This is a genomic window from Pseudomonas sp. NPDC088322, from assembly GCF_044740745.1.
Lineage (GTDB): Bacteria > Pseudomonadota > Gammaproteobacteria > Pseudomonadales > Pseudomonadaceae > Aquipseudomonas > Aquipseudomonas shirazensis.
Genome location: NZ_JBIURK010000005.1, coordinates 362,971 through 378,239, shown reverse-complemented (window position 1 = coordinate 378,239; position 15,269 = coordinate 362,971). Strand labels below are relative to the sequence as shown.

18 protein-coding genes are annotated in these 15,269 nt (G+C 60.8%); 10 read left to right on the top strand and 8 right to left on the bottom strand.

The genetic code is table 11. The features are described 5' to 3' along the window. The first annotated feature begins 16 nt into the window (after positions 1–16). Together ACIOAU_RS15435 and ACIOAU_RS15430 are read left to right on the top strand one after the other, a co-directional pair. Positions 17–1,462, top strand: coding sequence for an ATPase domain-containing protein (locus tag ACIOAU_RS15435; protein WP_150568832.1), 1,446 nt, complete (start codon positions 17–19; stop codon positions 1,460–1,462). Between the two features lie 10 nt (positions 1,463–1,472). Continuing rightward, positions 1,473–1,826: a response regulator gene (locus tag ACIOAU_RS15430; RefSeq protein ID WP_101320697.1), complete on the top strand. Its 354-nt coding sequence runs from the start codon at positions 1,473–1,475 to the stop codon at positions 1,824–1,826. Between the two features lie 72 nt (positions 1,827–1,898). Here the strand turns inward: ACIOAU_RS15430 and csrA are convergent, their stop codons facing one another. From csrA to ACIOAU_RS15390, 8 genes are all read right to left on the bottom strand, one after another. Then, positions 1,899–2,099, bottom strand: coding sequence for a carbon storage regulator CsrA (gene csrA / locus ACIOAU_RS15425; protein ID WP_101320695.1), 201 nt, complete (start codon positions 2,097–2,099; stop codon positions 1,899–1,901). 253 nt (positions 2,100–2,352) lie between these two features. Further along, positions 2,353–3,369 (bottom strand): DNA topoisomerase IB, encoded by a 1,017-nt coding sequence (locus ACIOAU_RS15420; protein WP_150571745.1) that lies wholly within the window; start codon positions 3,367–3,369, stop codon positions 2,353–2,355. Between the two features lie 58 nt (positions 3,370–3,427). After that, the gene (modC, locus tag ACIOAU_RS15415; RefSeq protein WP_401182994.1) at positions 3,428–4,519 is read right to left on the bottom strand and encodes a molybdenum ABC transporter ATP-binding protein; all 1,092 of its coding nucleotides are present in this window, start codon (positions 4,517–4,519) and stop codon (positions 3,428–3,430) included. Position 4,520: 1 nt separating this feature from the next. Then, entirely contained in the window at positions 4,521–5,201 is a 681-nt protein-coding gene (gene modB, locus ACIOAU_RS15410; RefSeq protein ID WP_401182991.1) for a molybdate ABC transporter permease subunit, read from the bottom strand. Then, a complete protein-coding gene (gene modA / locus ACIOAU_RS15405) occupies positions 5,201–5,956 on the bottom strand; it encodes a molybdate ABC transporter substrate-binding protein (RefSeq protein WP_401182988.1) in 756 nt (251 codons plus the stop codon). Before modA ends, modB begins: the two co-directional genes overlap by 1 nt. 91 nt (positions 5,957–6,047) lie before the next feature. Beyond that, complete coding sequence (locus ACIOAU_RS15400; RefSeq protein WP_101320685.1) at positions 6,048–7,121, bottom strand: nitronate monooxygenase family protein; 1,074 nt, start codon at positions 7,119–7,121, stop codon at positions 6,048–6,050. A gap of 50 nt (positions 7,122–7,171) precedes the next feature. Beyond that, positions 7,172–7,342, bottom strand: coding sequence for a hypothetical protein (locus ACIOAU_RS15395; protein ID WP_178080774.1), 171 nt, complete (start codon positions 7,340–7,342; stop codon positions 7,172–7,174). A gap of 7 nt (positions 7,343–7,349) precedes the next feature. Beyond that, positions 7,350–7,652, bottom strand: coding sequence for a DUF1883 domain-containing protein (locus ACIOAU_RS15390; protein ID WP_101320683.1), 303 nt, complete (start codon positions 7,650–7,652; stop codon positions 7,350–7,352). A 163-nt stretch (positions 7,653–7,815) separates the two neighbouring features. Here ACIOAU_RS15390 and ACIOAU_RS15385 point away from each other — a divergent pair, with 163 nt between their 5' ends. The 8 genes from ACIOAU_RS15385 (at position 7,816) to ahpF (ending at position 15,255) form a co-directional block, all read left to right on the top strand. Next, a complete protein-coding gene (locus ACIOAU_RS15385) occupies positions 7,816–8,175 on the top strand; it encodes a hypothetical protein (RefSeq protein ID WP_101320681.1) in 360 nt (119 codons plus the stop codon). A gap of 146 nt (positions 8,176–8,321) precedes the next feature. Further along, a complete protein-coding gene (locus tag ACIOAU_RS15380) occupies positions 8,322–8,972 on the top strand; it encodes a c-type cytochrome (protein ID WP_401182983.1) in 651 nt (216 codons plus the stop codon). Next, positions 8,969–9,883, top strand: coding sequence for a c-type cytochrome (locus ACIOAU_RS15375; protein WP_101320677.1), 915 nt, complete (start codon positions 8,969–8,971; stop codon positions 9,881–9,883). Before ACIOAU_RS15380 ends, ACIOAU_RS15375 begins: the two co-directional genes overlap by 4 nt. Positions 9,884–10,154: 271 nt before the next feature. Further along, on the top strand, positions 10,155–10,994 hold the full coding sequence (gene galU / locus ACIOAU_RS15370; RefSeq protein ID WP_101320675.1) for a UTP--glucose-1-phosphate uridylyltransferase GalU: 840 nt from the start codon (positions 10,155–10,157) through the stop codon (positions 10,992–10,994). A 69-nt stretch (positions 10,995–11,063) separates the two neighbouring features. Next, positions 11,064–12,419, top strand: coding sequence for a glutathione-disulfide reductase (gorA, locus tag ACIOAU_RS15365; RefSeq protein ID WP_150571749.1), 1,356 nt, complete (start codon positions 11,064–11,066; stop codon positions 12,417–12,419). Between the two features lie 33 nt (positions 12,420–12,452). After that, positions 12,453–12,863, top strand: coding sequence for a fimbrial protein (locus ACIOAU_RS15360; RefSeq protein WP_401183353.1), 411 nt, complete (start codon positions 12,453–12,455; stop codon positions 12,861–12,863). A gap of 141 nt (positions 12,864–13,004) precedes the next feature. After that, complete coding sequence (gene ahpC, locus ACIOAU_RS15355) at positions 13,005–13,568, top strand: alkyl hydroperoxide reductase subunit C (RefSeq protein WP_101320669.1); 564 nt, start codon at positions 13,005–13,007, stop codon at positions 13,566–13,568. Between the two features lie 124 nt (positions 13,569–13,692). Further along, on the top strand, positions 13,693–15,255 hold the full coding sequence (gene ahpF / locus ACIOAU_RS15350; RefSeq protein WP_150571750.1) for an alkyl hydroperoxide reductase subunit F: 1,563 nt from the start codon (positions 13,693–13,695) through the stop codon (positions 15,253–15,255). Positions 15,256–15,269: the final 14 nt, after the last annotated feature.

Here is a 15,269-nt window from a genome sequence, read left to right as displayed (position 1 = left end):
CCGACAGGCAGCGGCCATGGTTGAAGTACTCAAGCGAGTCGAGACAGGTATCGAAGGGCTGGATGCTTTACTGCGTGGCGGCCTGGTCGCTGGCGCGTCCTACGTCGTTCAAGGCCCGCCCGGGGCCGGCAAGACCATTCTCGCCAACCAGTTGGCGTTTGGCCACGTGCGCAATGGCGGGCGGGTGCTGGTGGCCACTTTGCTTAGCGAATCCCATGAGCGGTTGTTCCAGTGCCTGTCGACGCTGGAGTTCTTCGACCCGGCGCTGGTAGGCGATCAGATCCAGTTTGTCAGCGCGTTCGACACCCTCGAACAGGAGGGCCTGGATGCCGTGGTGCGGCTGATGCGTCAGGAAATTGGCCGGCAGCAGGCCAGCCTGCTGATCGTCGATGGCCTGCTCAATGCCCGCATACGTGCCGAAACCACGCTCGACACCAAAAAATTCATCTCCGAGCTGCAAGGGCATGCCGCCTTCGCGGGCTGCACTGTGCTGCTGTTGACCAGTTCGCGTCTGCAGGAGGGCAGCCCAGAGCACACCATGGTCGATGGCGTCATCGACTTGGGCGAGACGTTGGTTGGCAGCCGTGCCGTGCGTACTATTCAGCTGCGCAAGACCCGCGGCAGCGCTGCGTTGTCTGGCTTGCACGAGTGCCAGATCGATAGCGCCGGGCTGACGGTGTTCCCGCGTCTGGAGGCGCTCTACAGTCATCCCAGCCAATCTGGCTCGGAGACAATGGAATCTATCAGCACCGGCTCGCAAGCGCTGGACGACATGCTTGGCGGTGGCGTCAGTATCGGCTCGACCACATTGGTAATGGGGCCTTCGGGGATCGGCAAAACCTCTCTGGGCCTGGCATTCGTAGCGGCTGCGTCACCTGTGCAGCCGGCGGTGCATTTTGGCTTCTACGAATCGCCTACCCGATTGCGCCAGAAGGCCAGTGCCTTTGGTTACGACTTCGCTGAGCTGGAGCGCTCAGGGGCTTTGCTGTTGAGCTGGCAGCCAACCACCGAGGGCCTGCTCGATCAGGTCGGTGCGCGCTTGCTGAAACAGGTTGATAGCCTCGGTGCCAAGCGCGTGGTGATCGACAGCCTCGGTGCATTCAGCCGGCTGGCATTCGATCCGGCACGCATCAATGGCTTCTTCCGCGCCCTGATCGGCGAGCTGCGTGCCCGCGATGTGACGATGTTGATGACCTGGGAAATGCGTGATCTGTTTGGTGCCGAAGTCAGTGCGCCGTCACCCGACCTGTCGAGCATCGTCGATAACCTGATCCTGACCCGATTCGTCGAACTCGATAGCCGGCTGCGGCGCATGCTGTCACTGCTCAAGGTGCGCGACAGTGACTACGACCCTGCGCTCCATGAGCTGTGCATGGGACCGAATGGGGTGGTTGTGCGCAAGGCTTTCGAAGGTGCCAGCGCAGTGCTTAGCGGCACGCCTACTCAGTCGGAGGGCGGCTGACAGTCCAGCGATGAAGACCATTTTGATCGTCGATGACGAATACCTGATTGCCGAGATCCTGGGTTATGCCCTGGAGGACGAGGGTTTTCTGGTGGAAAAGGCCAACAATGGCGAAAAGGCGTTGGATCTGCTACGCCAGAAGCCTATTGATCTGGTGATTACCGATTACATGATGCCGAAGAAGAATGGCCAGGAATTGGCCAAGGCGATTCGAGAGGATCCTGCGCTGGCACATTTACCGCTGATCTTGATGAGCGGCGCGCAAGCCGCGCAAGCGGATTGCAATTTGTTCGGTGCAGTATTTCAGAAACCATTTCATGCCAATGAAATGGTAGCCAAAGTGCGGGAGCTGCTGGGCGGCTGAGGGCCTGGCAAGATCCCGCATCGGCGGGCCGATCGGTCAAGCGCATCCGTGCGGCTTCAAGCGATGCAGGTTTCAGTGTTGCTCGTCGTGGGGCTTTTCCGGTGCGGGGCTGCCTGCCTGGATGCGTTTGAAAATCTCCTCGCGATGAACCTGAACATCTTTTGGCGCATCGATGCCGATCCTCACTTGCATCCCTTTGACGCCCAGAATGGTCACTTTGATATTATCGTCGATGACGATGCTTTCGCCGACCTTGCGGGTGAGTATCAGCATGTAGTTCTCCTTGGGTAATAACGAAAACCGTGCGGTCAGTTACCGCTGCGGCGGGAGCGTGTCCCTCTTCCTTCTCATTAAAGACGCTTTCGGAGGATAGTAATTCCCCCGTAAATAAAATCTGTTTCATGTCTCTAGCTGCAGGTGCCGGTTTTGCGGGTTGAAGTGCCCCGGCGGAGGTGCTCGGGGGCAAGAATAGGGGGCTTACGCGCAGATTGGAAATTTCTCTGCTTGATAGCGCATATAGACCCGCTCAATCGGACTCCTGCAGCGCCCGCAAAAAGTGCATCAAGGTCACTTCTTCGGGCTCAAGCCCCTGGCGAATGCGGGCTCGCGGCAGAGCACCGAGGCGCCCCAGCTGGAAGTGCTCAAGCACTGCCGGGTGGATGTAGCAGCGTCGGCACACTGCCGGCGTGTTGCCCAAGCGTGCGGCAACCTGACGCACAATCGCCGTGACCTGGCGCTTGGCTTCGGTTTCCGGCTCCCAGGCCAATGGCCGTAACAGATGCAGGGCCAGGCTGCTGCCGGCCCAGGTGCGGTAGTCCTTGGCGGTAAAGTCAGCGCCGGTCAGCTGTTGCAGAAACAGGTTGATATCGCTCGAGCCGATGCTGTGCCGCTCACCGTTGTCATCCAGATACTGGAATAACGTCTGCCCAGGCAGCTCCATGCAGCGTTTGACCAAGCCGGCCAGCCGCCGGTCGCGCAAGGTAACGTTGTGCTCCACGCCTCGCTTGCCCCTGAACTGGAAGCGAATGGTACTGCCCTTGACCTCGACATGATCGGAGTTGAGGGTGGTCAATCCATAGGAGTTGTTGTCGCGCATGTACTGGCGATTGCCGACGCGGATCAGGGTCGAGTCGAGCAGGCTGACCACCAGCGCCATGACCTTTTCCCGGCCCAGCCCTGGGCTGCGCAGGTGGGCGTCGAGCTGCTTGCGCAATTTGGGCAGCACCTGAGCAAAGGCCAGCATGCGTCCGTATTTATGCTGATCGCGCACTTCGCGCCATTGCGCGTGATAGCGATATTGTTTGCGTCCGCGAGCGTCGCGGCCGGTGGCTTGCAGATGGCCCTGCGGGTCGGCGCAGATCCACACGTCGGTGTAGGCCGGTGGGATGACCAGCGCCGCGATGCGCGCAAGCGTCGCCTCATCGCGCACCCGTTCACCGTCCGCGTCCAGGTAGATAAAGCGGTCACGCCATCGGCGTCGGCTCAGGCCAGGCTGGCTGTCGTCGACATAGTGCAGGGAACGGGGCAGCGGGCAATCGAGCATGGGGCGGTATCCAGCGACCAGGTGTCTGCTCAATGGACAACGCCGTTGGCGTGGATGCTCAGAGTAAAACAGCGACCGATTTGATTTGCGCCCATAGCGCCTGGCCCGGGTGCACGCCGAGCTGGTCGGCGGAGTAACGGGTGATGCGCGCCAACAGCGTGGTGCCGGCCGCATCCAGACTGACCAGTAGATGGGCCGGGTTATCGGCGGCGCGCAGCTCACGCACGCGCACGGGCAAGCGGTTGAGAATGCTCGACTGGCTGTCTGCCGCCAAGGCCAGGCTGACATCGCGGGCCTGGATCTTCAGCCGGTGCGTGCTGCCAACTTGCAGCGAAGGATGGGCGATACGCAGCGGTTGGGCATCATTGCCGGGCAAGCGCAGGTCGAACAATTGATAGTGCGGATCATGGCCGACCACCAGCCCTTCCAGCACCACGCCGGCATCGTCGCCCTGAGCCAACGGCAGGTCCAGCCGCGCCAGTGTCTCGCTGATGGGGCCGCTTGCAAGCACCTTGCCCTGCGCCAGCAACACCAGGTAGTCGGCTAGTCGCGCCACTTCATCCTGGGCATGGCTGACGTAGACCAGTGGAATCTGCAGCTCTTCATGCAGGTGCTCCAGATACGGCAGAATCTCGCGTTTGCGTGGTCCATCCAGCGCTGCCAGGGGCTCGTCCAGCAGCAGCAAGCGCGGGCTGCTGAGGAGGGCGCGAGCGATGCCGACCCGCTGCGCTTCGCCGCCAGACAAGGTGGCTGGACGGCGCTCAAGCAAATGACCGATGCCCAGTAGTGCACACGCCTGTTCAAGGCTGACCTTGCGTTGTGCCGCCGGCACCCGGCGCCAGCCGAACTCCAGGTTGGCGCGCACTGACAGGTGGGGAAACAGGCTGGCTTCCTGGAATACATAGCCGATCGGGCGCCGATGTGGGGGGAGGAAAAACCCGCTGGCACTGTCTTGCCACACTTCACCGTTGACCTCGATGTAGGCGCTCGACGCACGCTCCAGACCCGCCAGGCAACGCAGGCACGATGTCTTGCCCGACCCGGAATGGCCGAACAAGGCGCTGATGCCTGAACCTGGCAGTTGCAGGTCGACATCCAGGGTGAAATCGTCGCGCGCCAGGGTCAGCCGCGCCAGTATTGAAGCACTCATCTCAACTCCAGCCGGGCTTGCCACGGCGCCCCGCGTACAGCAGGAGCAACACCAGGAACGAGAACACCAGCATGGCTGCGGCCAGCCAGTGTGCTTGTGCGTAGGCCATCGACTCGACATGGTCGAAGATCTGCACCGACACCACGCGGGTCTTGTCAGGGATATTGCCGCCGATCATCAACACCACACCGAACTCGCCAACGGTGTGGGCAAAGCCAAGGATGCTGGCGGTGACGAACCCAGGGCGAGCCAGCGGCAGCACGACATGAATGAAAGTGTCCCAAGGGCTTGCACGCAGCGTGGCAGCGACTTCCAAAGGCCTTGATCCAATCGCGCTGAAGGCGTTTTGCAGGGGTTGCACCACAAACGGCATGGAGTACACCACCGAACCAATTACCAGGCCGGCGAAGCTGAATACCACGCTGCCCAGGCCAAGTGCCTGAGTGGCTTGGCCCAGCCAGCCGTGCGGGCCGAGGGCGATCAGCAGGTAAAAGCCGATCACCGTCGGCGGCAGCACCAATGGCAGAGCGACCACCGCGCCGACCGGGCCGCGCAACCACGAGCGGGTCCGCGCCAGCCACCAGGCAATCGGTGTGCCTATGACGAGCAGAATCAGAGTAGTCAGGCTGGCCAGTTTGAAGGTCAGCCAGATCGCTCCGAAGTCTGCAGCATCAAGCGGCATCAGATCTCATAACCATAGGATTTGATCACGGCTGTGGCCTTGGGGCCTCTGAGGTAGTCGATAAACGCCTTGGCAGCGGGGTTGTCCTTGCCCTTGTTGAGGATTACCGCATCCTGGCGGATCGGGTCATGCAGGCTGGACGGGACGATCCAGGCCGAGCCGTTTTCGACTTTGCCATCTTTGTAGATCTGCGACAGGGCGACAAAGCCCAGCTCAGCGTTGCCGGTGGAAACGAACTGGAACGCCTGGGTGATGTTCTGGCCTTCGACGAGCTTGCCTTTGGTGGCTTCAGTCAGGTTCAGCTTAGCCAGCACCTGAGTCGCTGCCAGGCCGTAGGGAGCGGTCTTGGGGTTGGCGATTGACAGGTGCTTGTAGTCATTTTTTTTCAGCACTTCGCCTTGCGCGTCGACGTAGCCTGGCTTGGCAGACCAGAGTGCCAAGGTGCCGATGGCGTAGGTGAAGCGCGAGCCTGCAACGGTCTGCTTTTCTTGCTCAAGCTTGGCCGGAGTGCTGTCATCGGCCGCCAGGAATACTTCGAAAGGTGCGCCGTTGTTGATCTGCGCATAGAACTGGCCCGTCGCGCCGAAGGAGGCCACAAGCTTGTGCCCGGTGTCCTTCTCGAAGTCTTTGGCAATCGCCTGGATCGGCGCGGTGAAGTTGGCTGCGACGGCAACTTGAACTTCATCAGCTAAGGCATTGGTGCAGACGAGCAGGGTGGCCGCCGTCGCAGCCAGGTAGGACAAACGCATACGCATGAAGCAACTCTCCGGGAGCAGGTTATCGTTATATACGGGACTATATAGCGAGAGTCGGCTCTACGGGAAGGGCCATAATCGCGGTATCGAATCAGCGCCCTAATTGCTCCAGCGCGCGCTCGGCAATGTCTCTGGTCAGCTCTGTCGCAGGCAGGTGTCGGCCAAGGCGCAAAGCCTGGCCGGCCCATAGATTGCTGAAGTCACTGCTGCCCGCGCTATCGCTGATCGCCCGCAGCGGCATCAACGCGCCGCCTGCCAGGGGGAAGGCGGGGGCCAGATCGCTCATCGGGCCAAGTTCGCGCATGATACGGTTGTTGATGCCACGCGCGGGCCGCCCGGTGAACAGGTTGGTCAGCGCTGTGTCACTGGCGGGGGCGGTATCCAGCGCCTGGCGGTGGGCTGCAGATACCTTCGCCTCCGGGCAGAACAGGTAGGCAGTGCCGATCTGCACCGCCGAGGCGCCAAGAGCCAGTGCGGCCACCAGGCCGCGGTGATCGGCAATGCCACCGGCGCCGATCACCGGCAGTCGCACTGCGTCGACAATTTGCGGGATCAAGGCGAAGGTGCCGATCTGGCTGGTGATGTCATCGCTGAGGAACATGCCGCGATGGCCGCCGGCTTCATAGCCCATGGCGATGATCGCATCGCAACCGTGCTGTTCCAGCCAGAGCGCCTCCTGCACCGTGGTCGCACTCGACAGCACTTTGGCGCCGGTGGCCTTGACCCGCTGCAGCAGGCTGGCAGTGGGCAGGCCGAAGTGAAAGCTGACCACCTGCGGGCGCAGTTCTTCAACCAGTTGGCAGCTGTGCTCATCGAATGGCGCACGGTTGGATACCGGCGTCGGCGCGGCGAAATCAGCGCCCAGCTCCTGATAATACGGCTGCAGGGCCTGCTTCCAGCGCAGTGCGCGGGCTGCATCAGCGGGCGGCGGTTGATGGCAGAAGAAGTTCAGGTTCAAAGGCCCTGCGCAGGCGGCGCGGAACGCTGCCACTTCACTGCGCACCTGATCCAGGCTGAGCATGGCGCAGGGCAGAGCGGCCAGGCCACCAGCCGTGCCCACAGCGATGGCCATGGGTGAGCCGGTGGCTCCGGCCATCGGTGCTTGCAGGATCGGCACATCGATGCCGAGCAGATCTAGGATACGGCGGTCTGGCCAGTTGCTCATGTGCACTCCTGTCAACTCTGTTTCAACTCGGCGCCCAGCCAGGGCCAGGTTTACAGGGCCTTGCTGACTTTGATGTCGCTGATCTTGGCGACGTCATCGCCATGGATCTGTTGCAGCGCCAGGCGCGCCTGCTCTTCGGAGTTGTCCGGCATCACGGCGAAGTCGAAGCGTTGCTCGCCATCGAGCTTGTATTTGATCACGTACTTGATGTTCTGGGTCATGGCGGGCTTATCTCAGTTGCGACGACGAGCGACGCACGATTTTGATCTTGTGCGTGAAGGTTGGCTTGCGCGTGACCGAGATCGGCCGGGGCGTGGTCGTGTCGAGGGTGATGTTCCAAAAACCGGTGCTGGGCACGACGATCTTCGCCGGGAACTGGTCGAACGCGCCGCCATGGTAGGTGTGACGCCCGCCATTCTTGAAACTGCGGAAATTGGCGTCGTTCATCAGGCGAATGTTGCAGCGCTGGGAGCACTCGATCACGACAATGTCGTCCTCGTTGAGGTGCTCGCGCTGGTGTACGAATTTCATGTGATGCTCCGCAAAGTTTATTCGTGCAAATGCGCAAGATATCACGATGTAGCGGTACACTCCCGCCCCTGATGGCCGGGGTAGGGATAAATCCGCCAAAGCAGGGAGCAAACCCGCCCGGTTGTTGTCATACACATTCTTTAAAGCAGGCAGAGGTATTCCAATGAAGTGGGCGGTGGCGGCGATGACCTTGACTCTGGGCGGCTGTGTAAGTGTCGCTGAGCTGGAGCAATCGCGAGAAACCATGGATGTGATGTCTGGCAAGGCGCCTCAGGTGTACGCCGACTGTATCAAGGCCGAGTTGGCGAGTAGCCGCGACGCACTGGTGCAGGAAAAGCGCGGCGACGGCCTGCGTTTGATCGTGCCGCAGAAGCTGACCGCGGGTGCGGGTCCTGCTGCGTTGATTGACATCGACAAGCGTGGTAGCGGCAGCAGCATCAAGCTGCGCGAGCGGCTGAACAACTTCCCGCTGCGCTTGGGTGATGTGCGCGCAGCCACGACCAAATGCATCTCCGGATCTTGATCCAGCTCAGCTAAACGGCCATTTAGCGGGCCAATTGTCATGTTCTTGTCCGGTAGGCGTTGTTGCCTGCCGGAGGATAAGCCTACTATTTTTGTGCTTATACCTTTTAAGCCTAAGCTTATAACAAGGAAATGGAGCGTCCCGTGATGAATCCGTTGAGTCGTTTTGCGATCAGCACTGCGCTGATCCTGGCCTGGCCCGCGGCGCATGCCGCCGAAGGCCAGAAAATCTTCACCCAGGGTGGGGCCAACCCCGCTGCGATGGCCTGCCTGGGCTGTCATGGTCCCGATGCCAAGGGCATCGCCGCTGCAGGGTTTCCGCGGCTGGCCGGCTTGTCGGCCGGGTATCTGAACAAGCAGCTGCAGGACTTTCGCAGTGGCGGCCGCAAGCAGCCGGTAATGGAGCCGCTGGCCAACGCCTTGAGCGCGCAGGAAGCCAAAGCCGTCAGCGAGTACCTGGCCAGCCTGCCGAGTGACCCGGCACCTGATCTGCGTCGCCAGCAGATTGCCACCGACCCGGTGTCGCGCTTGGCCCTGTACGGCGACTGGGGCCGGCAAATCCCGGGTTGTGTGCAGTGCCACGGGCCAGGCGGCAGCGGTGTCGGTGAGCACTTCCCGCCACTGGCGGGGCAGCCTGCGGCGTACCTGGTGGCGCAGCTCAATGCCTGGCGCGACGGCAGCCGTAGCAATGACCCCAATCAGTTGATGGTCGGCGTGGCCAAGGCCATGACCGATGCCGAGATCACGGCAGTTGCCGAGTTCTTCGCCCATCCACTGGCCCAGGAGGTCAAGCCATGAAGCCGATCATTGCCACCCTGTTGTTGGCCATGGGTAGCGCCCAGGCTGCCACGCCGATTGCCATGGAAGATCAATCCCAGCTCAAGGTGCCCGGCACGCAGGCTGCAGTGCAGTTCGCGCCGCCCGCTGAAACCCAGATCCCGGACAACGCCTTTGGCCAGATGGTCCGCGAGGGCCATGCCTTGTTTGTCGATACCCGCCGGCTGATGCCCGAGGCTGTGGGCAACGGCATGAACTGCAGCAACTGCCACCTTGATCAGGGCCGTATGGCGTTTTCTGCGCCGCTGTGGGGCGCTTATCCGATGTACCCGGCATATCGCAAGAAAAATGACAAGGTCAACACCTTCGCCGAACGCATCCAGGGCTGCTTCCAGTTCAGCATGAACGGCAAGCCGCCTGCGGCGGATAGCCCGCAGATGACCGCACTCAGCGTTTACTCATACTGGCTGTCGACCAATGCGCCGACCGCGGTCGAGACACCTGGGCGTGGTTATCCCGAAGTGCCTCAGCCCAAGGGTGGGTATGACTTCAAACGCGGCAAGCAGGTGTATCGCGAGCAATGTGCGATCTGCCACGGCGATCAAGGCGAAGGCCAGCAGGTGGCAGGTGAATACGTGATGCCACCGCTATGGGGCAAGGACTCCTACAACTGGGGCGCTGGCATGCACCGGATCAATACGGCGGCGTCGTTCATCAAGTACAACATGCCACTTGGCAAGCCCGGCAGTCTCAGTGATCAGCAGGCATGGGATGTCGCTGCATGGATCAATCGCCACGAACGGCCGCAGGACCCGCGCCTGGTGGAAGGCTCAGTCGAAAAAACCCGATTGAAGTTTCATGCCAATGACGGCGTCAACCTGTATGGGCAAAAGGTCGAAGGCATGCTGATCGGGCAGGGGATAACCCGGTAACGCTTGCGGTAGACACTTCTGATGCGCGTCTTTTTGCGTATGCACTGGCGTGAAAATGACGCGCTTCGAAGCGGGTTCAGGGTTACCAGAGCCCGCTGTCAGCGGGGCAAACCTGCCGGCAACAGGCTGAATATTTGCGATCCGTTGGAACTAACTACACTGGGGTATCTCTATCATGGCAGCGGTCGCTTCAGGCTGGGCATTGTAAGGTGCGCGCCGCCTGATTAGACTGCGCCGAATTTCGTACGCTAAGCCCTTGTTAAGGACGTATATGATCAAGAAATGCTTGTTCCCGGCAGCCGGCTATGGCACCCGCTTCCTGCCAGCTACCAAGGCCATGCCCAAGGAAATGCTGCCAGTGGTAAACAAGCCACTGATCCAGTATGGCGTCGAGGAGGCACTGGATGCCGGCCTGAGCGAGATCTCCATCGTGACCGGTCGTGGCAAGCGCGCGCTTGAAGACCACTTTGACATCAGCTATGAGCTGGAAAACCAGATCAAAGGCACCGACAAGGAAAAATACCTGGTCGGTATTCGCCGTCTGCTCGACGAGTGCTCGTTCTCGTACACCCGTCAGACCGAAATGAAAGGCCTGGGCCATGCCATCCTGACCGGCCAACCGCTGATCGGCGACGAGCCGTTTGCGGTCGTGCTGGCGGACGACCTGTGTGTCAACCTCGACGGCGACGGCGTGTTGCAGCAGATGGTCAAGCTGTACAACCAGTTCCGCTGCTCGATCGTTGCCATTCAGGAAGTCGATCCGCAGGAAACCAACAAGTACGGCGTTATCTCTGGCGAGATGATCCGTGACGACATCTACCGTGTTAACAGCATGGTCGAGAAACCAGCACCGGAAGATGCCCCGTCGAACCTGGCCATCATCGGCCGCTACATCCTGACCCCGGACATCTTCCAGAAGATCCGTGAAACCGAGCCAGGCAAAGGCGGCGAGATTCAGATCACCGACGCGCTGATGAAGCAGGCGCAGGAAGGCTGTGTGATCGCCTACAAGTTCAAGGGCAAGCGCTTTGACTGCGGTGGCGCCGAAGGCTACATCGAGGCGACCAACTTCTGCTTCGAGAACTTCTACAAGGCTGGCAAGGCTTACTAAGCCTGCAGGCTTGCAGCCCGTATGAAAAACAGCCACCCTCTTGGGTGGCTTTTTTGTGGAGTCTGGATTGTGACTTACGATTTTGATCTGTTCGTGATTGGTGCCGGTTCCGGCGGTGTGCGTGCCGCGCGATTCGCGGCGGGTTTTGGCGCCAGGGTCGCTGTGGCCGAGAGCCGCTACCTGGGCGGTACCTGTGTCAATGTGGGCTGCGTGCCGAAAAAGCTGATGGTGTATGCCGCCCACGTCGCTGACGAAATGGAGCAGGCTGCCGGCTTCGGCTGGACGCTGGAAGAGGGGCACTTCGACTGGGGCACGCTGATTGCCAACAAGAATCGCGAAATCGAGCGGCTCAATGGCATTTACCGCAACTTGCTGGTCAACAGTGGGGTGACCTTGCTTGAAGGCCATGCGCGACTGACGGGCGCCAATGAAGTCGAAATAGACGGTCAGCGCTACTCAGCCAAGCATATCCTCATCGCTACCGGCGGTTGGCCGCAGGTGCCGGACATCCCTGGCAAAGAGCTGGCGATCACATCCAACGAGGCGTTCTTCCTCAAGCAGCTGCCCAAGCGCATTCTGGTTGTCGGCGGCGGCTACATCGCGGTCGAGTTTGCCGGCATTTTCCAAGGGCTTGGCAGCGCCACCAGCCTGCTTTATCGCGGCGACTTGTTCCTGCGCGGCTTCGACGGCTCGGTGCGCACTCATCTCAAGGACGAATTGGACAAGCGCGGCGTTGACCTGCAGTTCAATAGCGACATTCAACGGATCGATCAGCAGGCAGATGGCAGCCTCAAGGCCACCCTCAAAGATGGCCGTGAGCTGCTCACCGACTGCGTGTTCTACGCGACAGGCCGCCGGCCGATGCTGGACAACCTTGGCCTGGAACACACGGGTGTGGAACTCGACGAGCGTGGCTTCGTGCGTGTCGATGATCAGTACCAGACGACAGAGCCTTCTATTCTGGCAATTGGTGATGTCATCGGTCGAGTCCAGCTCACCCCTGTGGCGCTGGCTGAAGGCATGGCCGTTGCGCGGCGTCTGTTCAAACCGGAGCAGTACCGACCGGTGGATTACCGGAACATCCCCACCGCGGTGTTCAGTCAACCGCCGATTGGTACGGTTGGCCTGACCGAGGAACAGGCCATTGAGGCGGGTCACAAGGTGCAAATTTTCGAAAGCCGCTTCCGAGCAATGAAGCTGACCCTCACCGAGATTCAGGAGAAGACCCTGATGAAGTTGGTGGTGGACGCCGATACCGACAAAGTGCTGGGTTGTCACATGGTCGGGCCAGACGCGGGAGAGATCATTCAAGGCCTGGGTATTGCGCTCAAGGCAGGCGCGACCAAGGCGCAATTCGACGACACTATTGGCGTGCACCCTACAGCGGCCGAAGAGTTTGTAACCATGCGCACGGCAATGCGCTGATCCTGCTGGTGGGGTCAGGGGCCGACCTGCCATCTGGAGGGGTCAAGCCGGCACACTCAGGTCAACCTCAGCGTGCAGTCCTGGGGCGGTTTCCGTGCCCTTGGCAGCCAGTCGGCGGCGGTCGACCTCGAGTTGAGGTTGCGCTGCCAGCCGAGCACAAAACGACGGTCAGTGCAGGTGCTAGCGCAGCTCGAAGATGCCAGCGGTGGTGGCGCAACTGATCACCTGCAACTTGCCGGCGAATCAAGTGCTACGGGCCGGGTGGTGCGTCTGATGCGCAGTGATGGCGGCTTGCTGCAGTTGGGCACCACTCGGCATAACTTGGCCAGAGTGCGACCTGGGGACGACTTTGTGCGGATAGGCCTGCGTGCGGCGTATGTGCAGATTGCGCAGAGCGTTCGGCCCGGAGTGGCTAGGGCGCGTGCCACTGTGCTGCTTTCCTAGGGATGAAAAGATCTATCGGAATAAGCTGCTTATAGCCAAAACCAATCAGCAGCATGAGCTTTGCCAATGAGCCATCGCCGGTTCAGGTGGTTAGTATTCTCCCCGTCAACCACTTCTTAATCCCATGACGGAGCTTCTCTCATGCCTATCATCAACAGCCAGGTCAAACCGTTCAACGCTACTGCCTTCCACAACGGCGAATTCGTTCAGGTCAGCGAAGCCGACCTGAAAGGCAAGTGGGCTGTCGTGTTCTTCTACCCAGCTGACTTCACCTTCGTCTGCCCGACCGAACTGGGCGACCTGGCCGACAACTACGCCGAGTTCCAGAAGCTGGGCGTGGAAATCTACGGTGTGTCGACCGACACCCACTTCACCCACAAAGCCTGGCATGACACCTCGGAAACCATCGGCAAGATCAAGTACCCGCTGATCGGTGACCCGACCCACGTCATCTCGCGCAACTTCGACGTGCTGATCGAAGAAGCTGGCATGGCTGATCGCGGTACCTTCGTGATCAACCCAGAAGGCCAGATCAAGATCGTCGAAATCAACGACGGTGGTGTAGGCCGCGACGCCAGCGAGCTGCTGCGCAAGGTCAAAGCTGCCCAGTACGTTGCCGCTCACCCAGGCGAAGTCTGCCCGGCCAAGTGGAAAGAAGGCGAAGCCACCCTGGCCCCTTCGCTGGACCTGGTTGGCAAGATCTAAGATCGTGCGCCAGTCGCGGGCGGTGAACAGCCGCCATAGCTGAAGTCATCACCGCCCCGCCAAACGCCCGGGCACTTTTGCCTGGGCGTTTTTGTTTACCCTGATTGCTCAAGGAATCGCCCGTATGTTGGACGCCACGCTTAAATCGCAACTGAAAACCTACCTGGAGCGGGTCACCCAGCCGATCGAGATCGTAGCCTCCCTCGACGACGGTGCGAAGTCCCGTGAAATGCACGACCTGCTGGTGGAAATTGCCGGCCTGTCGGACCTGATTACCTTGAATAAGGACGGCAGCGACACGCGCCGGCCCTCGTTCTCGCTGAACCGCCCGGGTGCTGATATCAGCCTGCGCTTTGCAGGCATCCCCATGGGCCACGAATTTACCTCACTGGTGCTGGCACTGCTGCAAGTCGGCGGCCATCCGTCCAAGGCCAGTGCAGAAGTGATCGAGCAGATCCAGGCGCTGCAAGGCGACTTCACTTTTGAAACCTACTTCTCGCTGTCGTGCCAGAACTGCCCGGACGTAGTCCAGGCGTTGAACCTGATGGCGGTGCTCAACCCGAATGTGAAACACGTGGCCATCGACGGTGCGTTGTTCCAGGACGAGGTTGAAGCACGCAAGGTCATGGCCGTGCCGAGCATCTACCTCAACGGCGAAGTGTTTGGCCAGGGCCGCATGGGCCTGGAAGAGATTCTTGGCAAGATCGACACCAGCTCTGGCACACGCCAGGCCGAGAAGATCAACGCCAAAGACGCTTTCGATGTGCTGGTGGTGGGCGGTGGCCCCGCCGGCGCCGCAGCTGCAATCTATGCTGCGCGCAAAGGCATCCGTACCGGCGTTGCCGCCGAGCGTTTCGGCGGCCAGGTGCTCGACACCATGGCGATCGAGAACTTCATCTCGGTGCAGGAAACCGAAGGGCCAAAACTGGCCTCGGCGCTGGAAGAGCACGTCAAACAGTACGACGTCGACATCATGAACCTGCAGCGCGGTGAGGCATTGATCCCGGCTGCTGCTGGCGGCCTGCACGAAGTGCGGCTGGCCAGCGGCGCTTCGCTGAAGGCCAAGACCGTGATCCTTGCCACCGGTGCACGCTGGCGCGAGATGAACGTGCCTGGCGAGCAGCAGTACCGCGCCCGTGGTGTTGCCTACTGCCCGCACTGCGATGGCCCGCTGTTCAAGGGCAAGCGCGTGGCGGTGATCGGTGGCGGCAACTCAGGTGTGGAAGCGGCCATCGACCTCGCCGGTATCGTCGCTCAGGTGACATTGATCGAGTTCGACAGCCAGCTGCGTGCCGATGCGGTGTTGCAGCGCAAACTGCACAGCCTGGCCAACGTCAAGGTGATCACCAGTGCGCTGACCACCGAAGTGTTGGGGGATGGCGAAAAGGTCAACGGCCTTCGTTACAAGGACCGCAACAGCGATGAGCTGCATGACATCGCGCTGGAAGGGATCTTTGTACAGATCGGCCTGCTGCCCAACACCGATTGGCTCAAAGGCACGGTCGAGCTGTCGCCGCGTGGCGAGATCATCGTCGACGCCAAGGGCCAGACCAACATCCCTGGTGTGTTCGCTGCCGGGGACGTCACCACCGTGCCGTACAAGCAGATCGTGATTGCGGTGGGCGAGGGTGCCAAGGCCTCGCTGTCCGCCTTCGATCACCTGATCCGCAGCTCGGCGCCGGCCTGACGTAGACGCCTGCT